The following is a 19264-nucleotide window of genomic DNA, read 5'->3' as shown; positions in this document are numbered from 1 at the left end:
CCAGACTGGGAGCTAACTCCCTGTTCCCAATTATTTTTAAGTCTCAGTCATTGCCAAAGCTTGTTCTACATCGACTGCAACAATACGTGAAACGCCAGGCTCACGCATCGTTACTCCGATTAGATGTTCTGCTAACTCCATTGTCACTTTATTGTGAGTGATAAACAGAAACTGCACGAACTGTGACATTTCTTTTACCAAATCACAGAAACGCCGGACATTAGCATCATCCAAAGGAGCATCCACTTCATCCAACATACAAAAAGGCGAAGGATTCAGTTGGAAAATCGCAAAAACTAAAGCCACAGCCGTCATTGCTTTTTCCCCACCCGACAATAAGTGAATGGTACTATTTCGCTTACCCGGGGGCTGTGCCATTACTACAACACCAGCTTCCAACAGATTATCACAAGTTAGCTCTAACAGAGCACGTCCGCCACCAAAAAGACGGGGAAAAAGCGCTTGAAAAGCGGTATTCACTTCATCAAAGGTTGTTCTTAATCGTTGATGAGTTTCTTTATCCATTTTTTCAATGGCCGCATCGAGTGTTGCTAAAGCCTCCGTCAAATCGTTGTATTGCTCATCTAAATGCTGTTTTCTCTGAAATTCACTTTCGTATTCTTCAATCGCAGCTAAATTGATGGCACCTAAGCGTTTGATTTTATCAACAATATCTTGTAATTGTTGTTCACGCAAATTTTGATTAACACCGGCAGGAATTGCGGCAAGTACTTGATCAACTTGTTCATCTAATTCCGCTAACGCTTCAAGAATTCCCCCTGCACGAACTGCTAAAGCCTGTTCTTGCATTTGTTCTTGCTGAATGTTTTCTTGCACCACTTTGCTTTGCTTTTCTTCAGCTCGCATCTTTGACTCTAAAACTTCCAACTCTTTGGTAAGATTTCCTAAGTCATCACGTCTTAAGTTTAATTCAGCTTCTAACTGACCATGTTGGCTAATTTTCTCAGTTAAGGATTCATTCAATGAAGCATCAGGCTTATCGAGTTCGAGTAAGCGATTTGCTAGCACTTCCATACGCTCATTTAAGGTACTCAACCGCGCTTGTTCACGTTGCAGATTAGCTCTCAATTGTTGGATTTTTAGTTTTTCGCGATCCGTTTGCAATTGGCTTTGATGAAGGGCAGCTCTAACCTCTTCAAGTGCTAAACGGCAGTTTTGCAAGGAAGCTTCTAGTGCTGCTTTTTCTTCACTTAAGAGTTTCTGTTCTTGTTCATAGTGTTTTGCATCTTCAGCCGTGGCCTGTAGCAATTGTTCTGTTTTTTCTTGCTGAATAATGAGATCTTCAAGGTTGAGATGTAATTCCTCACTTTCGTCGGTTAAGGCATTTTTGCGGAGTTGCAATTGCTGTAAACTGCGCTCTTTATGACTGATCTCAGCCTGACAAGCGCGCAAATTATCCTTCGTTGCCGCTAAATTTTGCTTTATCGTTTCAAGCTGCTGTTCGTTTTCTTTGACCTGATCATGTAAAAGATCACGTAAATCTTTTAAAGCAATTAATTCGTCTTGAGCAACAGTAAGCGCTTCTTTGAGCTGGGCTAATTGTTCCTGGCGCAGCAATAAACTGGGTTCATCTTGAGTTTGTTTTCCTGGGAATTTAATCCATCCCTGGCCTAACCAATAGCCTTCAGGAGTGATTACCGACTCATCCGCCTTGAGCTGGCCTAGACAATCGAGCGCCTCTTCAAAGGACGAGGCAGTATAAATATTATCTAGATTGTAGATCCAATTTGGCTTATAGCCCTTGATCTTCTCCGATAAACGAGGGTAGCTCATTTTCTTTTCCGTTATTTGGCTCGGTGTGAGAAATAGAGCAGCACTGTCCTGTAGTTGTTTAATCTCAGGCCATAAATCGTTAAAAGAATCTAGTAAAATGGCCTGTAATCCTTCCCCTAAAATCAGCTCGCAAGCAAAGAGCCACTCTTTTTCAACTTGAATAGTTTCAACTAAGCGCGGCTTTTCCTCCCATTGGCTTAACTGAGCTGATGCGTTGGTTTGCCGACCTAAAGCAGTTTGTTGTGCAGCCAGCAAACCTGCTTGTTGGGTATTGAGACGATGTACTTTATCTTGGGCCTGATGCAGCAGTTTTTCTGTTTCAGTCAATTTATTGCGCAAGGCTAAAGCCTTGTCCTGCAATTGCTGATGTTTTTCTTCCTCGGCGCACGCCGTGGCTTGCAAATCTAATAAAGAATTTTGCTCGGTTTTCAAGTCCTTACTGTCATTCTCTTGTGCGAGTATTTTTAATTCATCAGCAATTTTTTCTAAGCGCGATAAAATCTGTTGCCGACGTTCAGTGAGATGTTGCAGCCGAACCTGCTCCACTTGCATTTCACGCAAACTTTTAGTCAAAACGGCTTGGACCTGCTGCGTTTTGCTATTCCAACTACTTTGCTCACTTTGCTTTTCTTGCAAAGCTTGCTGTTTAACCTCGAACTCTTCTTGCTGTATCTGCAGCTCGGTTTGCAACTTAGCCAGCAAATCCTCACTAATTATTAAGGACTCTTGATCATGCTGTAACTGCTGATCTGCTTGCTGCCAATCGACTTGCATTTGCTGCTGATCCATTTTCAAACGCTGTTTCTCGCGTTGATTTTGTTGAATGCTTTCTTCCAAACGAGCAATATCGGTCGCCAGTTGATAAAAATTAGCTTGCTGTTGCTGGAAGGCTTCATTATCGTCATGATAGGTTTCACGAACTGTTGTGCTTTGACGATAAGCTTCTGTCGCATTGGCCTGATGCTTTTCATATTCAAGCATCAATGCTTTGATATCGACTTGCTTTTTTTGTTGCTCCTCAGTTAAAGACAACCATTTCAAAGCTAGAATTTCTGCTTTGTATAAACGCTCTTCCGTTTTGAGCTGTTTATAACGTTCAGCGGCTTTTGCTTGACGCTCTAAGCGTTGTAATTGTTTATCCAATTCCTCACGAATATCAGCGACCCGCGCTAAGTTTTCACGGGTATGCTCAATCCGCGACATAGTTTCACGCCGGCGTTCTTTGTATTTCGACACCCCGGCCGCTTCTTCAAAATAAGCTCTTAGTTCTTCAGGTCTTGCTTCAATGATGCGGGAAATGGTTCCCTGGCCAATAATCGAGTAGCCACGGGCACCAGCGCCGGTTCCTAGAAAAATATCGGTGATATCTCGACGGCGGCAGCGACTGCCATTGAGAAAGTAAGAAGATTCCCCATCGCGGGTCACTAAGCGTTTCACTGCAATTTCTTGATAACTGGCATATTGGCCGGTTAAACGCCCCAAACTGTTATCGAAGACTAATTCTATAGAAGCCTGCCCCACAGCTTTACGTTGGGAAGAACCATTAAAAATGACATCCGTCATCGATTCGCCACGCAGATTTTTGGCCGAACTCTCGCCCATCACCCAGCGCACGGCATCGATAATATTCGATTTCCCACAACCATTGGGGCCCACCACGGCAACCAATTGACTTGGGAAGGGGACAACGGTCGGATCGACAAAGGATTTAAAGCCTGCCAGTTTTAACTGTTTTAGATGCATTGGAAGCTAGGACAATAAAAGAGGGAATTATAACTGAGAAAGCCACTAAAGGAGAAGTTTTTGCGTCCCTGCAAAAATGAGCGGTCTAATCATACTGCATGCTAGACTCGGCTTCCTTATCCATTGCTTGAATTAAGTCGGGATCAAATCCTATTGATTTTGCTAAATCATCAATGTAGGAGATTGTGGTTGTACGTACTGGAAAAAATCGTGTAAACCAATTTTGTCCTGTATTTAAAGTATCATAATCTGATTTAATCCAAATGCCCTGGTCGTTTTGGATAGGAAGAGTATTTCTACCGCTATAAAACTCTTTTAAAACAGCAATGACGCCGTCTTCAGTTGCTTGACCTTCCAATTTTGTAATCAAACGCTGTAATGGGGCTGCTTTTTTTACTTTTAAATCAATGCAACAAAGAAAAGTATGATCACGTTGATCGTCTCTTAATACATCATCTAGATAGGCTTTTAACCGGCCCATCTCGTTGCTATCCAAGAAATCCCCGACCACTTCCTGCTGTAAAAATTCTTCTTCACCGACTTCTATATTCAGGACATCTTTTATCGCACCCGTTACTAAACCTCTTATACCACCTTTTTTAGGAGCTCTTGCTTTAAGCTCTTCCTTTTGATTGCGCTCTTTTGCTACTTGTAAGAAACCCTGTGCTCCTTCTCCATGATCAAGGAGTACAGGTTCACCAATTGGGTTGGGACCATAAAGCTTTCCATTAGGATTAAGTCTTTTATATGCGGCTTTTAGTTCATCCACATAAGAAGTAAAAGCTTCGTCCTCTTCTAAAGTAAGTTTTTGGTTTCTGGTTTCAAGATAGATTGCGAGAATTTTTACTGCTTCTGCGTATTTTTTTAAATTGGCCTCATTGTTCCGCCGTCTTAAAACACCACGATGCTGTTCAACTTGACTACTGTAGTCTTTCCAAACCCCATTGTGAATCGCTCCTATACCAGGTTGTACCTCTAAGCCTACTATAGCCTCTGCATAACGGCGTACACTTTTTAATCGATAAGTCATCTTCATTACTCCCTATAATGGTAAAAACGTGGCCATTATACTCTATCCGAATTGAGATTTGGTAAAGCTAAAAAACAAAAAATATACAAAAAGAGTAAAACTTTTTTCATCTAAGAAAAACGGGAAGTTGATTTTAGGCTCGGCAAGCACTATCTATTAAATAATAACTAGAATTGACGAAAGAGTATAAATCACGTGAAAATAGAACAATTATGGCCTTCAGGAGTTAGGATGACCCAGGACACAGAACTTAGCGACATCATGCGCTCGGTTGCTGAAAAAAGTATGCGGATTTTGCAAGAAGTTAGCCAACAACCCGCCCAGTTGTCGAAACTTGTGAAAGAATACATGGACTTAACCAAAGAGTTCCAATTATTGGTTGCGGTCATCTTAAAAAATCCCGAGCAAGTATGGCAAATGCAAATCGCGTATTGGCAAGATGCCTTAACTCTCGCGCATGAACAATTGAACTATTGGATGGAAGGCAAATCTATGCCTATCACCGATCGGCGCTTTAGTAGTGAGGAATGGGTCAATAATCCTTTTTTTAATTTCATGAGCCAGCATTATTTGCTCGCTAGTGAACACATGAACTCTTTACTAGAACATATTGAATACGGTGATAAACAACTGGCCAGAAGAGTACAATTTTTTACCCGACAGTATTTGGACGCGCTATCACCTGCTAACTTCTTGCACACGAATCCCCAGTTGATGGCGGAAACTGTCCAAAGTCATGGTAAAAATTTATTACGCGGCCTGCAAAATCTGCTCACCGATATGGAATCAGGTTCTTCGCGACTTATCATCAAAATGACTGACACCGATGCTTTCAAGGTCGGAAAGAATCTTGCTACTACACCAGGCAAAGTCGTTTTCCGTAATGAAATGATGGAATTGATTCAATATACCCCTCAAACTGAGAAAGTCAGATCCATTCCCTTATTAATGATTCCACCCTGGATCAATAAGTACTATATTCTTGATTTGAGCGAAAATAATTCACTTGTGGGTTGGCTGGTTAAGCAGGGAATTACTGTTTTCATCATTTCTTGGATTAATCCTGATGCAAGCTATGCCGAAAAGGGATTATTCGATTATTTACAAGACGGCCCGATGGCGGCAATCAAAATCATGCAAGAACAGCTTAAGGTGAAACAAGTCAATACCTTAGGCTTCTGTATTGGCGGAACCTTGCTTGCCTGTATGCTCGCCTATCAAAAGGCGCATCATGAAAAGCCGGTACGTTCTGCCACTTTTCTTGCTTCAATGATTGATTTTAGTGATCCAGGCGATATTTCAGTTTTTATCGATGAACAGCAGATAGTCCGTATTGAAGAAGAAATGCATTCGAAGGGCTTTCTAGACGGCCGCTTCATGGCCAGCACCTTTAATTCTTTACGTGCCAATGACCTAGTCTGGTCGTTTTTTATTAAAAACTATCTGCAAGGGCAAAATCCGGTGCCTTTTGATATTTTATATTGGAATGCCGACGTTACCAACATGCCAGCCAAGATGCATTCTCAATATTTGCGCTGGATGTATCTGCATAATGATTTAGTTAAACCAGGGAAAATTCGCCTTAACCAGGTTCCTCTTGATGTTAGCCAAATTGATATCCCCACCTTTTTCGTTTCAACTAAAAAAGATCATATTGCTCCTTGGCAAACCACTTACCTAGGTTTCCAGCATATGAGTGGCAAGAAACGCTTTTTGTTGGGTGGATCTGGACATATCGCTGGGATTGTTAATCCTCCTGGCAACGATAAATATGGTTATTATCACAATACCAGTACCACACAAACTATGGACGAATGGTTAGAAAAAGCAAAAGAACGTCCGGGCTCTTGGTGGCCTGAATGGCTAAAATGGTTGGAAAAAGAATCAGGCCGAATTGTTGATGCCCCTAGTTTTGAGCAATTACCCTATAAGGGGCTAATGGACGCGCCAGGGAAATATGTTCATAAGACTTATAAAACACCCAAGCAAGACGAACCGAATGAAGAAACGGCAACTGTCGATAAAGACATTTATACTGAAACCAATAACGGTGTAAATACAGCGGCTTGATGCGGAGCCTTTTGTTAAATAAGACCCCAATCCATTCAGGCTGAGGAGGCGCATTAGCTCCGTCTCGAAGCATCCTTGTCTACACCTCAATTCTCAGCGGGTTTGTCGTTCTCTCGCTTAAGCATTAAGAGATAATACACCTACTATCTGCTCCTCCAGACAAAGCAAGATTAGTATCTTCCATTGGTCATTTTATTGACTCTGCAGATACAGAGAAGAAACAATAGCTGATTACAAGCTAAGCAAGCGTAGCCGGGCTGATTTGCTGGCGTTTTTATGAATTGATTTGTGGCTGCTTTTTTGTAATCCTATTTAGGCACAAGACCTAAACATTTTAAAATTTGGAGAAAAATATGGAAAGCAACGGATGCGCTCAAGAACAATGCTCTTGTCCATGTCATTTGAGTCAGGAAGAATGCCACCACCATGGTGAACACGATCATGGAAACTATTTTTTAGAACTTGCCGACGAAGCCTGGCAGGAAGTGTTGATAGAGAAAATTAAAGAATACATTTTAGAAAAACAAAATGATCAGATGGTTAAATTAGCTAAAATAATTGCAGAGGGAAACCATCAGCGTTGGAAAAATAGAATGGAGAAAAAACAACATAATAGAGATTTCATGGAAGAAATCCGCAAGTTCTTTAGCCAATCAAAGTAATACTCTTTCTTTTATCTCGAAATGATGCTCTGAGCAAGCGCAATCTTTAACGCGCTCGCTCCGTAAAAGCACAGGCATAGTTGCAATACGCAGTACCCTTTCTGCTACACTTCCCAAAGAAATGACTTATACCATGGCACCATGTGTGCCAATAACAAGCAAATCAGCATGCCAACCTTGTGCTTCCGCTATGATTTTTTCATCACTACCATAAACAGCTACCAAATATGTTTGTATCTCATATGGCCCTCCTTCAATAATAGGTACGTTTATTTCAGGTCAGCATTAATGGGAAGAGGTTGTAATGCCATTGTTTTGTCAAAATGAATCAAACTATCAAATTGATAAGGTAATTGTGTAAAAAAATAATGACTTAAACGTTCTGTTTCAGGTCGATAAATCACACCAATTGCTCGTTGTAAACGAGGAATCTTTAAGAAATGAGTCAACTCCTCATTCCCAATTAAATGTAAACTAAACTTTTTGTAGCGTAGCTGATGAAATAGTTCCTCATAGCTTTCCCCAAAACCTGGGACAATTTTTTTGCATTCTGCGGGCATATCCCAATTAGAGGCAGCGGTGACAAAACCTTCATAGGTTGAAAAACCAATGGAGTAAGTTTCCGTATGTTGCTCTCTTACCAACTGTCCAATATTTACTTCCCCCTGCTCTCCCATTTCAGTTGCTCGTGCATCACCCACATGTGAATTATGAGCCCAAATAATAATTTTTGCAGGTTTATTAAAGCGATGCTCCAAATGATCGGCCAATACACTCAATGTTTCCGCCATATGTCTATCACGAATATTCCATGAAGCAATGTGCCCCTCAAACATGGACCGATAATAAATCTCAGCATTTTTGACGATTCGAGCATTTTGAGTCGCAAAAAAATAGTCATCTTCAGCCGCAATGCCATCTTTATGAAGATATTTAAAAGCATTGTGTTGTATGTCACGAAGTTGTGCTATCACTTCATCAATACAGGATTTTTTTACTCGATTAGTTGCTAAATAAGCATACATTTGTGGATCAATCGTCATATGATCAAAACAGGAATAACGATTTTTAGCTTCCATCGCAGACTGCGGATCTACTTTCATTAAATAATTAACAACAGCTTCCATGGAGGCATTAAGGCTATATAAATCAAGTCCATAAAATCCAACTTTGTGCAAAGAGGTAATAGTGTCATTGTGTTGTCTGAGCCACTTAAGGAAAGGTGGCATGGTCGTATTTCGCCACATCCAGCAGGGGAAACGCTTAAAGTCATTTAACGCACTTTCTGAATCATTATTATCCATGCCTTGCAGGTAACGGTGAACTCGATGGGCATCAGGCCAATCCCCTTCTATTGTTACAGCCATAAAGCCTTTTTGCTTAATCAGCTGTTGCGTAATTTCAATACGTGTTTGATAAAACTCATGCGTTCCATGGGTAGCCTCACCAATCATCACAAAACGAGCATCACCTATTTTCTCTAAAAGTGATGAGTAATCACCTGATTCTGAGAGTGGCTCTATCGCATTATTAAGACAGGTAATTAACTTCTGATGAGCATCCCTACCCATTAGCCCCCCTAATAAGTCTAAACATTCGCATGATTTCAAATCCTTTAATAGCAGCGTATTTTCCTAGAGTGAAATCCTTTAACCGGATTAATGAGCCGTTTAAGCTTACCCTGATCTGCATGTCTTCGAAATCCCTATAGCTGATGCCGTAATTCCAATACCCGCGCACACCTTGCAGGATTACCCCACCATGAAAATGACTCCATTTAAATGCTGCAGGTTGCGTGGAGTGCATTTCGATTCCGTTTAATCGTTTTACCTCAAAGTATAAACTATCTTTCGTTTTGGCAACGGAGCCTTTTCTCTTTTAGTAATTTATCTTTGGACATTTCAGAAGGAAATGGCTTGGAAAAATCCAAGAGCAATTTAGCCGCAATTAGTCTGCTCTCTTTATGGTTGGAGCCCTCACTTTTAGCGTGTTGTTCAAAGTGGAAGGGAAAGGATAAAAGATTGCTAGTGCTTAGGTACAAATTAAAAGGCTACCACGCGGGTAGCCTTCTAGCGTTGAACGAACCTAGGCTTAGTGTTCGACCGGATTCTTCTTTACTTCTTGTACCAGTGAATGCATTGCTTTTTCAACAATCTCAAAAGACTTTTGCATGTAATCTAAAGTCTTGTGAGCATTTTCAACAACCAAGTTAATTTGTTTTTCCCATAATTCTTCGGGTTTTTTTATATTAGTTAGCTCTTCTGGTTTGAGATAGTTATAACCTTGTAAAGTTCTAACATTTAGCTCGGCAATTTCTTGAAAAGGTGCTTGTAATTTTTTAGCGACATCGTTCAACTTTTCAAATGGTTGGTTCATATTAATCTCCTCAAATGTTGCAATGCACAATAATAGATTAGTACGACCTAGCCCCAGTGTCAAGCGAGCCGGGTAAATTTTTTTTGCACTGCAGCATAAATCGGCTCAGAGAACCCCCTTGAACCTGGAAAGCGTTTGGATTTTCGCTTAAGCTGCGTCAAATACAGACGATCGATGCTAGGCAAGAGTACTTAAAAAAAAAAGACTACCGAGCAAGGTAGTCTTTTCAATATGGAAATGAGATTAATGTTTTGTTTCAGTCTTGTTTTTAACTTCTTGTACGAATGAAAGCACCGCTTTCTCTAAAATCTCAAATGACTTTTGCATGTAGTCCAATGCTCTATGGCCATTCTCAATAGCTAAACCTATTTGTTTTTCTAATAATTCTTCTGGTTTTTTTAAGTTAGCTAACTCATCGGGTTTTAAATAATTAAAACCTTGCAAAGTTTTCACGTTTAGCTCAGCGATTTCTTGAAAAGGTGCTTGCAATTTTTTGGCCATCTCACTCCACTTTTCAAAAGGCTGGTTCATGTCAAATCTCCTCAAATGTTGCAATGCACAATATTAGATTAGTACCAGCCTTATATAAATGTCAAGAATTTTTATAGTTTTTTTTGCGTTGCAGCAAAGATCTTCTTTTAAGATTTTAAAAAGCCTTGCCATTGCTTCATGAGTTGCTGCATTTGTTGGTTCCAACTGTCGGCAGCTTTTTGATAATCATTAAGATAAGCATTTTTTCCTAAAGTTTTTTCCATCCCAGAAAACATTTGTTCCAGCATACTTTTAAAAGACTGACTCATTGGATGATGCGCCCAAATGATTAACTGGCGTAACATTTCTTGAGTTAAAAATTGCGTTGGCCCGCTCTCCATTTCCACAAAAATTTGTAGTAGTGTGGCGGTCGTTATGTCCTTGCCAGTGGCTGAATCTTCGACGCGAAAGGGAATGCCATCAATGACATAAGCTTGTAATTCTTCAACCGTTATATACTGGCTTTTCTCAGTATCATAAAGTCTGCGGTTTTTATATTTCTTTATTAGTCTCGCCATTATAGTCTCAAGTAACTGAATGAGGGCAGCAATCTCTTAGCCTATTGCTGCCATGGATTTCACATTATTCAATTTAATACATATGCAATCCACCATTAACACTTAAATTAGCTCCAGTGATGTAACGACTTTTATCATTCACCAAAAACTCTACAACCCAGGCAATCTCTTCGGGCTCTGCTAGCCGTTTAGCAGGAATTAAGTCAATGATCGATTGTAAAATATCCGGTCGAATTCCCTGCATCAATCTGGTATTCACATAGCCTGGGGAAATGCTATTTACTGTAATATTTTTTGCCATTAACTCTTGCGCAAGGCTTTTCGTGAATCCATAAATACCTGATTTGGAGGCAGCGTAATTCGCTTGTGAGTATTGACCTTTTTGCGCATTAACCGAGGAGATATTAATAATGCGGCCGTTTTCCTGATTACGCATGTATTCGACCACCTGTCGAGTAACATTGAACATGCCATCTAGATTCACACGCAAAACATCATCCCATTGCTGTTTAGACATTTTGTGAAATACAGCATCTTGAGTGATACCGGCATTATTAATTAATGCATCAACACGGCCAAACTCTTGGATAATACTATCAATTACCACTTTGCACTGATCAAAATCGGTAACATCCATTCGTCGATACAAAGCTTGATGGTAACCATGCTCATTGAGTTCAGCCTGCCACAGAGACGCTTTATCACTAGTAATGACATCAAGTGCAATGACTTTGCCGTAATGGGAATCCAATTGTTTCACAATAGCTGTGCCGATATCACCGGTACCGCCAGTAATGAGTGCAACCTTATTTTTTTCCATGTTTATTCTCTTAGGTTACATGTACTGTCCACCGTTGATGTCTAAATTAGCCCCTGTCATAAAACCTGCTTCCCGAGCAGCAAGAAAAGCGACAGCTTCAGCAATTTCCTCTGGCCGCCCTAAGCGTCCAACTGGAATATTTGCGATAATGCATTTGAGCACCTCTTCTTTCATGCTAGCTAACATAGGCGTTTCAATATAACCAGGAGAAATCGTATTAACCGTAACCCCTTTGCTTGCCACTTCCTGAGCTAGGCTTTTACTGAAACCATAAAGTGCTGCTTTCGATGCCGCATAATTGCATTGTCCAAATTGTCCTTTACGACCGTTAATTGATGAAATATTGATAATCCGTCCGTATTCCTTTTCTAACATAGACGGTAAGATGTTGCGTGTGACATTAAATACTGAATTTAAATTCGCATCGATAACTTCTTGCCACTGCAGAGGAGTCATTTTTTTCAAACTTACATCGGCGGTGATTCCAGCATTATTCACTAATACTTCCACATGCCCATAACGCTCCATCACTAGGGCAGCTAATTTTTCACAGTCTTCAAATTTTGAAATATCAGCATAAAGAATATCAATGTCATATCCTGCTTCTTTTTGTGCTTCTTGCCAACGCTTCGCTTCCTCATGTCTCCCATCTTTAAAATAACAGGCTACTACTCGATATTCTGCTGCAAGACGTCTACAAATAGCAGTACCAATTCCGCCCGTACCTCCAGTAACAACGGCTGTCATTCGTTCCATAAATAACTCTCCTCATAATGTAACTGGTTTACTATTACTTCAAAACAAAACCAAGCGAATGTCAATCTTAATTTTAGTCGGTTATTTTCTGATTATCCGCGATGAATTGCTTTAAAGTTCGGGCCGAGGAGGTCGGACGATTTAATACGTAAAAATTGCCGGTTAAATCACCGGGATTCGTTAGTTGTAGCAACTGTCTTGAGAAGACAATTGCTACAACAGGAGGATTAAACTTTAATAGGCTTTGGTACAAAACCTCTCATTTGTAAAGCAAATTGCCGAAGTACTTCTAAACCAGATTCCTCGGCTTGCTTGCACCATTGCTGCAAAGCGTCTACCAATTCTTTCTGTGAGCTTGCGGTTTTTAGCCAAATGTTTTGTAAAGATTGACGATAGTTATAAACCAAACGGATTTGTTCATATCGATCTAATAAAGCTTGCAGACGAGTTTGCGCTCGTGCTGATAACAATGAATCTTGGCGGCGTAACAAGCTCCCAGCGCGTTGGAATAATCGCTTATCGTCTTTATTCAGCGTGCTTGAACGCTCATGCTTTAAAATGGGACGCACAACTCGATTATAGTAATAAGACATAATTTGGAAACGATTACTCACAACCGCTTTCACTGTTTCAAGATCAATGTGCAATTTACCTGCATCAAGCGCTAATTTGGGTGGTAATTTTTTAACTTTCGCAAGCCCCAAAAATGAGAGGCAACGAATATACAACCAACCAATATCGAATTCCCACCATTTCACAGAAAACTTAGCAGAGGATGCAAAGGTATGATGATTGTTATGTAACTCTTCTCCACCGATCCAAAATCCCCAGGGAATAATATTGGTCGCAGCATCTGGGCATTCAAAATTGCGATAACCGAAATGATGTCCTATGCCATTAATCACACCGGCAGCGTGTATGGGAATCCACATCATTTGAATCGCCCAAATGGTTATACCTGGCAGACCAAAAAGTACTAAATTCGTGATGAACATTAATAAAATACCCTTGGAAGAAAAACGAGAGTAGATATTACGTTCTACCCAATCTGTAGGGGTACCGTGAGAATATTTCTCGATCATTTCTTTATCTTGTGCAGCTTGTTTATAAAGCTCAGCACCCTGCCAAAATACTTTTTTCAAACCCAACACTTTAGGACTATGCGGATCACCTACCACATCGCAGGTTGCGTGATGTTTGCGATGAATAGCGACCCATTGGGCGGTAACCATTCCTGTGGTTAGCCAAAGCCAAAAGCGGAAAAAATGGCTGACAATTGGGTGTAAAGTTAAGGCGCGATGTGTTTGATAGCGATGCAAGTAGATAGTTACTCCTGCGATAGTAATTTGTGTCAACACGAGTGTCGCTATCACATAACCCCATAACGATAGGTTTAGAACACCATAAATCATAAGCTACTCCACTGTATAATGAGTTGACTTTGATGATAATAGACTAAAATTGGGTAAAAACGTAAGTTGTAATCTAATTTTAGATTATTACAATCAGTTGTCCGAAACCTAATTATATCACAAAATGCACAATTCTCATTGCATCAATTTCACTTGTGAACGATAATTTTAGATATAGGCTATAAATAGAACTCAGCGCAGTTCCTTAGGATTCTACACATGAATAGCAAATTAGAACGCTTGCTAGGGAATTTAATCCCTTTCCTAATCATAGGAATTACCATTGCCTTGGCCATTGGATTGTTTATCATGTTTTCCTATGTCCTCATGTGGGGGCTCTTAATTGGTGGTGTACTCTGGGTCATTTATTCAATCAAAAACCTTCTCTTTTCCCACCAGAACCGCAGTAAAACGCCTGTTAAATCAAAAAAAGGGCGCATTATTGAACATAATGATCAAGATTAATGCCTGAATTACCCGAAGTAGAAATCACAGGACGCGGTATTAGCCCGTTCCTCCTTCATCAAACCATCATAGGTACTGTCATCAGACAGCAGCAATTGCGTGTAGCGATTCCGTCTGGGTTAAACCAGCTTTGTGTCGGAAAGGAAATAAAAGCAATTACCCGTCGAGGCAAATATCTATTATTGCAGTTATCCGAAGGCTATTTGCTCAATCATCTTGGTATGTCTGGGCATTTGCGGATAGTTTCACAAGATCTAGCACCAGGCAAACATGACCATCTTGATTTTCTGTTAAATAATGGCCATACCCTCCGCTATAACGATCCCCGTCGTTTTGGACTCTGGCTTTATATTGAGAAAAATCCTGAGCATCATCCCCTTTTAGCCCATTTAGGCCCTGAACCACTCTCTGAAGCTTTTAATAGTGCCTATTTACTTAACCGTGCCCAGCAAAAAAATCAGAACATTAAAGCATTTATTATGAGAAACGACATCGTTGTCGGGGTAGGTAATATTTATGCTACGGAAAGCTTATTTTTCGCCGGTATCCATCCGCAAACCCCGGTAGGAAAACTAAACCAGTATGATTTTGATAAGCTTGTCCCCATCATTAAGCAAGTGTTGCAACAAGCAATTGATGCCGGTGGTACAACGCTGCGAGATTTCTATGCGGCGGATGGTAAACCCGGATATTTTGTCAATCAACTACAAGTTTACGGGCGCAAAAATTTACCCTGCTTTCAATGCGGCACGTCAATCCAAACGATAATGCTAGGCGGTCGTAGTTCGGCTTTTTGCCCTAACTGTCAACCTATAGCCCATGCTACTTCCAGGTAAGATGGGCATATGAGATAAATAAGCCCCTTTTCTCTTCGCAAGGCTATACTCTTGCAGTATTATCAATGCATTATTTATTAGCTCATTATTATCATGAAAATAAGCAAACTCCGCACACAATGGATTATGGTTCTTTCGGCCCTTTATACTGTCGATGCTTGTGGCCGATCGGTAATCAAATCGCTTTTTGGCAAAACCAACCGCGTTTGGGTCGATACCATCATTCAGCGTTGGGCAAATCGAATTCTCCATTTAGTCGGTGTGCAATGCAAAATCTTTAATCCTTATGGCGTAAAACCTGAACCGGGAAAAGCGACTATTGTCATGTGTAATCACAGTAGCCTTTACGATATTCCTATTAGTTTCAGAGCATTCCCCACTCATTCTATTCGCATGCTGGCCAAAAAAGAGTTGTCAAAGATTCCTATTATGGGTAAAGGAATGGCAGCGGCTGAATTTCCTTTTATCGATCGACAAAATAGACACAAGGCAGTAAAAGATTTAGAGGCCGTTCGCGAGCTTCTGGAAAGCGGCATTGTTATGTGGATAGCTCCTGAAGGAACACGCTCTAAAGACGGTAAACTCGCCCACTTTAAAAAAGGAGGATTTATTACAGCGATTGCAGCAAAGGCGACGATTATTCCTATTGGTATTCGTGGTGCTTATGACATACTTCCTGCTCGAACCACGCAATTTAATATTAATCAAACGGCCGAAGTTCATATCGGTAAACCCATTGATGCGTCTCGATATACTTTCGAAACTCGAGATAAATTGGTTGATGAAGTTTATCAATCCATGAAAAGTTTAGTGGGTGAAGAATAAATGTCTTCCCCACGGACGGGCTCTTCCCTCCCAATTGTGGCACAGAAAAAGAAATTGAAGAGTTCCTGAGATCGAGGAAAAACCATTCCATCCTAGTTCCATGTCACCCTAGATAAACTCCTATTCTTTTAATATTTAAAACCATAGCCTTGTTGCCGCTCAGAGATTGTCGCTGCTAGTCCTTGCTTTCTCGGATCAGAAGCAGCTGTCACAATATTAGTTTCTTTATCCCAACTAATTGCCTGCATATCACCGTAATACTGTTTCAATAACATCAATTGATATCCCATCGCTTTTAACTCTGCTTGCAGAGAAGGCGAAAAAGTTTCCGGCTCAACTTGTATCCAATCAGGTAGGTATTGATGATGAAAACGCATTTTGGAAACCATTGTGATTGCGCCGTGGTAATCATGAAAAACTAAAGCGGCGAGTAATAACATGGTTGGAATGCGACTACCTCCAGGTGTTCCCATAATAGCCAAACGGCCAGGCATCTCAAGAAAAGTCGGGGCCATGCTAGACAGCGGCCGTTTACCAGGTTGAATGAGATTCACATCGCTCCCGACTATACCGTAAACATTTCTCGCCCCTGGTTTAGTGGAGAAATCATCCATTTCATCATTCAGTAATACACCTGTACCCTCCGGCACTACGCTAGAACCGAAAATAAAATTCACCGTCATTGTTGCAGAAACACGATTTCCTTCTTTATCCAAAATAGCAATTTGGGTGGTATTTTTACTTTCTAGATTTGCTTTATTCCCTCCTGTTAGTGCTGTGCTTGGTAGGGCTTTGTCTACAGGAATCAATTGACGCAATTGTTTCGCATTTTCGGCAGAGAGGAGATGTTCCAATGGAATTTTAACGAAATCAGGATCCGCTAAAAATTCAGAGCGCTGCCAAAAGGCAAGTCGCATTGATTCAACAACATAGTGGATCCATTGTACCTTTGAAAGTGACTGCAATGGATAATCCGCTAAAATATTTAGCATGGTTATTAAAGACACTCCCCCGGCTGAAGGAGGCGGCGAGGTAATGATTAACATGTTATGAAAAGCACCTTGTAAAGGCTCACGAATCTTCACCTGATAGCGCGCCAAATCCTCCAGAGTCCAGATTCCCCCAGCTTTCCTTACTCCTTTTACTAAGCGGTTAGCAAGTTCACCACGATAAAAACCGTCATGACCCTTTTCAGCTAAAATTCTCAAAGTATTTGCCAAATCGGGTTGTTTAAAACGTTCACCAGCGTCATAAGCCCTACCTTCATGGAGAAAAATAGCCGCAGTCGGTGGATAGCGCTTTAATATTTCTAAACGATCGGTCATGGTAGAAAAAAAATTAAATTGGTGATCGATGGTAAAACCTTCTTCGGCCAAGCGAATAGCCGGTGCTAAGGATTTCGCTAAAGGAAGACGTCCATAATGCTGGGCAACATAGGCAAAGGTTGCTGGCTCACCGGGAATCGCCGCAGCCAATCCGCCGTTCAAAGATAATCCAGGAACAGGGTTTCCATCTTTCCCAAGAAACATATTTTGATGGGCAGCAAGCGGTGCTGTTTCACGTCCATCGATAAAGACGTTTTTTTTCTCTTTTTCTATATGCAACAACCAAAATCCCCCGCCACCTAGGCCAGAATGATAAGGTGCTACAACAGCAAGTGCTGCAGATACGGCAATTGCAGCATCAAAAGCATTTCCTCCAGCAGCTAAAATTTCTAAGCCCGCATTAGTTGCTAGTGGATGAGCTGATGCAACAGAGTAAGCAGGTGGCGTGGAAGGATAGTCAGCCCTACTGGTGGTGTTAAACCCCAATAAAACAAGGAGCGCAAATAGACAAAATCTAAAGTTCATAAATTTTGCTGTCTCCTATGCTCTAACGCTTGCACGACTGCGGGAGGAACAAATTGTGAAACCTCTCCGCCAAGGGAAGATATTTCTCTGACTAGCGTCGAGGAAATAAACATCAGATGCTCAGAAGGCGTTAAAAACAAGGTTTCGATTTCTTTTGACAATTTACGATTCATACCAGCTAACTGAAATTCATATTCAAAGTCATTAACTGCCCGTAAACCGCGCAAAATGATACTCGCTTTCTGCTTGTGAACAAAATCAATTAATAAAGTATCGAACCCAATTACCGAAACACCAGGTAAGGAGCCGACAACTTCTTGTATTAAAGCAATACGAGTTTCCAACGATAAATAGGGGCGCTTTGCACTACTGCTTGCTACCGCTACGACTACTTCTGGAAATAGTTTAGAGGCACGGGTAATAATATCAACGTGACCATTGGTCACTGGATCAAAGGTTCCTGGATAAATTGCTTTATGTTTCATATTGACAAGCTTTAATTGCAAGTTTTGGCAGTCTAGCGTATTGTGATAAGAAAAACTATTGTCTAGGGTCTGTAGATTCATTGAAGACACAAACTCCAATGGGTCGGACAAACCCTCCTTACAAGGATGAATCGGAGGATTGCAATGATTGCCGTTCGTAACATCTATATTGTTTCTTTTTTACTCCTTAGTGCCTGTGCTTCGCGTTCAGTGATCACTGAAGCACCCTTGAATCCTACAACACCTACCGCACCCGAAACATCGGCTGAAGCTAACTCACTACCGCTCAGTAGCCAACCACTGAATAATAGTAAAGCCCCTACTGAACTTAGCAGCGATAAGAAAGGGGTAGCTGTTGAACAGGATAAAACTGCTGAGAATAAAAAAGGCGTTAAAGACCGCTCTCCCTCAAACAAAAAACAAGCCACAGCGGCTTCCTCTAGCGCTTCAAGAATCTCCTCCTGGGACATCTCAGGAGCAATGGCGGCCCGCAGTAAAAACAAGGGCTGGAGCGCATCGGTTAACTGGGTACAGCGAGGTGCCAGTCAATATCAAATCCGTTTATCAGGCCCTTTAGGCAGTGGTACGGTACTTATTAGTCGAAGCGGAGGGGCAGTTACCCTTCGTGACGGACCAAAAACAGCAAGTTCATCGAATGCCGAATCTTTATTAAAACAACAAACTGGCGTTAGTTTACCCGTTTCTAACCTTTATTATTGGGTACGCGGCATTCCAGCCCCTGGGTCTGTGAAAGGGGAGAAACGTGATGCATCGGGCCACTTAGTCCAACTAAGGCAAGGTGGTTATACCATTCAATACCTACAGTATACTTCTGCTGGTGGGGCCTCACTTCCAACAAGCGTGAGATTGCAAGGGAATGGAATTTTTATCAAAATGGTTATCAAAAGCTGGAGAGTTTGATCCGGCATTTTAGCCATTAGCCATCAAATCTAAAGTAAATTGATGGCTAGGGTAGATTGGCTAAGCCTTATAAAACCTAGGCGAATAAATGCAAAAATAAATATAGTTCCCGTTGACAAGACTTTAAATACTCTGCAAAATACGCAGCACGTTACAGCACTAGCTGTGCG

The 19264-nt window shown here is 41.0% G+C and carries 17 protein-coding genes; 6 read left to right on the top strand and 11 right to left on the bottom strand.

All coding sequences use genetic code 11. The features are described 5' to 3' along the window. Positions 1-36: 36 nt before the first annotated feature. Both smc and Lnau_RS14240 read right to left on the bottom strand, forming a co-directional pair. Complete coding sequence (gene smc, locus Lnau_RS14245) at positions 37-3537, bottom strand: chromosome segregation protein SMC (RefSeq protein WP_058505792.1); 3501 nt, start codon at positions 3535-3537, stop codon at positions 37-39. Between the two features lie 85 nt (positions 3538-3622). Further along, positions 3623-4567 (bottom strand): hypothetical protein, encoded by a 945-nt coding sequence (locus tag Lnau_RS14240; protein ID WP_058505791.1) that lies wholly within the window; start codon positions 4565-4567, stop codon positions 3623-3625. Between the two features lie 231 nt (positions 4568-4798). Between Lnau_RS14240 and Lnau_RS14235 the strand changes: the two genes are divergently transcribed. Next, the gene (locus Lnau_RS14235; protein ID WP_083503849.1) at positions 4799-6637 is read left to right on the top strand and encodes a PHA/PHB synthase family protein; all 1839 of its coding nucleotides are present in this window, start codon (positions 4799-4801) and stop codon (positions 6635-6637) included. Positions 6638-6990: 353 nt separating this feature from the next. Further along, on the top strand, positions 6991-7299 hold the full coding sequence (locus Lnau_RS14230; RefSeq protein WP_058505790.1) for a hypothetical protein: 309 nt from the start codon (positions 6991-6993) through the stop codon (positions 7297-7299). A gap of 269 nt (positions 7300-7568) precedes the next feature. Here Lnau_RS14230 and Lnau_RS14225 read toward each other — a convergent pair whose 3' ends face one another. The 7 genes from Lnau_RS14225 to Lnau_RS14190 form a co-directional block, all read right to left on the bottom strand. Further along, entirely contained in the window at positions 7569-8870 is a 1302-nt protein-coding gene (locus tag Lnau_RS14225) for an erythromycin esterase family protein (RefSeq protein WP_058505789.1), read from the bottom strand. Between the two features lie 520 nt (positions 8871-9390). Further along, the gene (locus tag Lnau_RS14215) at positions 9391-9675 is read right to left on the bottom strand and encodes a phasin family protein (RefSeq protein ID WP_058505787.1); all 285 of its coding nucleotides are present in this window, start codon (positions 9673-9675) and stop codon (positions 9391-9393) included. Between the two features lie 243 nt (positions 9676-9918). After that, positions 9919-10206, bottom strand: coding sequence for a phasin family protein (locus Lnau_RS14210; RefSeq protein ID WP_058505786.1), 288 nt, complete (start codon positions 10204-10206; stop codon positions 9919-9921). A 107-nt stretch (positions 10207-10313) separates the two neighbouring features. Then, a complete protein-coding gene (locus Lnau_RS14205; protein WP_058505785.1) occupies positions 10314-10724 on the bottom strand; it encodes a polyhydroxyalkanoate synthesis regulator DNA-binding domain-containing protein in 411 nt (136 codons plus the stop codon). Between the two features lie 73 nt (positions 10725-10797). After that, positions 10798-11544, bottom strand: a complete 747-nt coding sequence (phbB, locus tag Lnau_RS14200; protein ID WP_058505784.1) for an acetoacetyl-CoA reductase — start codon at positions 11542-11544, stop codon at positions 10798-10800. A gap of 15 nt (positions 11545-11559) precedes the next feature. Then, complete coding sequence (phbB, locus tag Lnau_RS14195) at positions 11560-12300, bottom strand: acetoacetyl-CoA reductase (RefSeq protein WP_058505783.1); 741 nt, start codon at positions 12298-12300, stop codon at positions 11560-11562. Positions 12301-12527: 227 nt separating this feature from the next. Then, on the bottom strand, positions 12528-13712 hold the full coding sequence (locus Lnau_RS14190) for a DesA family fatty acid desaturase (RefSeq protein WP_058505782.1): 1185 nt from the start codon (positions 13710-13712) through the stop codon (positions 12528-12530). Positions 13713-13931: 219 nt separating this feature from the next. Here Lnau_RS14190 and Lnau_RS14185 point away from each other — a divergent pair, with 219 nt between their 5' ends. From Lnau_RS14185 to Lnau_RS14175, 3 genes are all read left to right on the top strand, one after another. Next, positions 13932-14177, top strand: coding sequence for a hypothetical protein (locus Lnau_RS14185; RefSeq protein WP_058505781.1), 246 nt, complete (start codon positions 13932-13934; stop codon positions 14175-14177). After that, positions 14177-15013 carry a bifunctional DNA-formamidopyrimidine glycosylase/DNA-(apurinic or apyrimidinic site) lyase gene (gene mutM, locus Lnau_RS14180; protein WP_058505780.1) on the top strand — a complete coding sequence of 279 codons (837 nt, stop codon included), beginning with the start codon at positions 14177-14179 and terminating at the stop codon, positions 15011-15013. Before Lnau_RS14185 ends, mutM begins: the two co-directional genes overlap by 1 nt. A gap of 93 nt (positions 15014-15106) precedes the next feature. Then, the gene (locus tag Lnau_RS14175) at positions 15107-15838 is read left to right on the top strand and encodes a lysophospholipid acyltransferase family protein (protein WP_058505779.1); all 732 of its coding nucleotides are present in this window, start codon (positions 15107-15109) and stop codon (positions 15836-15838) included. A gap of 128 nt (positions 15839-15966) precedes the next feature. Here Lnau_RS14175 and ggt read toward each other — a convergent pair whose 3' ends face one another. Next, a complete protein-coding gene (ggt, locus tag Lnau_RS14170; protein ID WP_058505778.1) occupies positions 15967-17688 on the bottom strand; it encodes a gamma-glutamyltransferase in 1722 nt (573 codons plus the stop codon). Further along, positions 17685-18173, bottom strand: a complete 489-nt coding sequence (gene coaD, locus Lnau_RS14165; protein ID WP_238585997.1) for a pantetheine-phosphate adenylyltransferase — start codon at positions 18171-18173, stop codon at positions 17685-17687. The genes ggt and coaD overlap by 4 nt, the downstream gene beginning before the upstream one ends. Before the next feature lie 144 nt (positions 18174-18317). Here coaD and lolB point away from each other — a divergent pair, with 144 nt between their 5' ends. Then, positions 18318-19094, top strand: a complete 777-nt coding sequence (gene lolB, locus Lnau_RS16240) for a lipoprotein insertase outer membrane protein LolB (RefSeq protein WP_083503848.1) — start codon at positions 18318-18320, stop codon at positions 19092-19094. The last annotated feature ends 170 nt before the right edge of the window (positions 19095-19264 follow it).

Origin of the sequence: Legionella nautarum (assembly GCF_001467895.1) — a bacterium.
Taxonomy (GTDB): domain Bacteria; phylum Pseudomonadota; class Gammaproteobacteria; order Legionellales; family Legionellaceae; genus Tatlockia; species Tatlockia nautarum.
The sequence above is the reverse complement of the archived record's forward strand: the minus strand, read 5'-3'. Positions and strand labels throughout refer to the sequence as shown.

What these genes read in the sequence shown, in the direction of transcription:
- lolB (WP_083503848.1), top strand. Translation starts at nt 18,318, where the DNA reads ATGATTGCCGTTCGTAACATCTATATTGTTTCTTTTTTACTCCTTAGT.
- Lnau_RS14205 (WP_058505785.1), bottom strand. Translation starts at nt 10,724, where the DNA reads ATGGCGAGACTAATAAAGAAATATAAAAACCGCAGACTTTATGATACT.
- Lnau_RS14225 (WP_058505789.1), bottom strand. Translation starts at nt 8,870, where the DNA reads ATGGGTAGGGATGCTCATCAGAAGTTAATTACCTGTCTTAATAATGCG.
- Lnau_RS14210 (WP_058505786.1), bottom strand. Translation starts at nt 10,206, where the DNA reads ATGAACCAGCCTTTTGAAAAGTGGAGTGAGATGGCCAAAAAATTGCAA.
- Lnau_RS14190 (WP_058505782.1), bottom strand. Translation starts at nt 13,712, where the DNA reads ATGATTTATGGTGTTCTAAACCTATCGTTATGGGGTTATGTGATAGCG.
- Lnau_RS14230 (WP_058505790.1), top strand. Translation starts at nt 6,991, where the DNA reads ATGGAAAGCAACGGATGCGCTCAAGAACAATGCTCTTGTCCATGTCAT.
- Lnau_RS14185 (WP_058505781.1), top strand. Translation starts at nt 13,932, where the DNA reads ATGAATAGCAAATTAGAACGCTTGCTAGGGAATTTAATCCCTTTCCTA.
- phbB (WP_058505783.1), bottom strand. Translation starts at nt 12,300, where the DNA reads ATGGAACGAATGACAGCCGTTGTTACTGGAGGTACGGGCGGAATTGGT.
- ggt (WP_058505778.1), bottom strand. Translation starts at nt 17,688, where the DNA reads ATGAACTTTAGATTTTGTCTATTTGCGCTCCTTGTTTTATTGGGGTTT.
- Lnau_RS14240 (WP_058505791.1), bottom strand. Translation starts at nt 4,567, where the DNA reads ATGACTTATCGATTAAAAAGTGTACGCCGTTATGCAGAGGCTATAGTA.
- Lnau_RS14175 (WP_058505779.1), top strand. Translation starts at nt 15,107, where the DNA reads ATGAAAATAAGCAAACTCCGCACACAATGGATTATGGTTCTTTCGGCC.
- smc (WP_058505792.1), bottom strand. Translation starts at nt 3,537, where the DNA reads ATGCATCTAAAACAGTTAAAACTGGCAGGCTTTAAATCCTTTGTCGAT.
- mutM (WP_058505780.1), top strand. Translation starts at nt 14,177, where the DNA reads ATGCCTGAATTACCCGAAGTAGAAATCACAGGACGCGGTATTAGCCCG.
- Lnau_RS14235 (WP_083503849.1), top strand. Translation starts at nt 4,799, where the DNA reads ATGACCCAGGACACAGAACTTAGCGACATCATGCGCTCGGTTGCTGAA.
- coaD (WP_238585997.1), bottom strand. Translation starts at nt 18,173, where the DNA reads ATGAAACATAAAGCAATTTATCCAGGAACCTTTGATCCAGTGACCAAT.
- Lnau_RS14215 (WP_058505787.1), bottom strand. Translation starts at nt 9,675, where the DNA reads ATGAACCAACCATTTGAAAAGTTGAACGATGTCGCTAAAAAATTACAA.
- phbB (WP_058505784.1), bottom strand. Translation starts at nt 11,544, where the DNA reads ATGGAAAAAAATAAGGTTGCACTCATTACTGGCGGTACCGGTGATATC.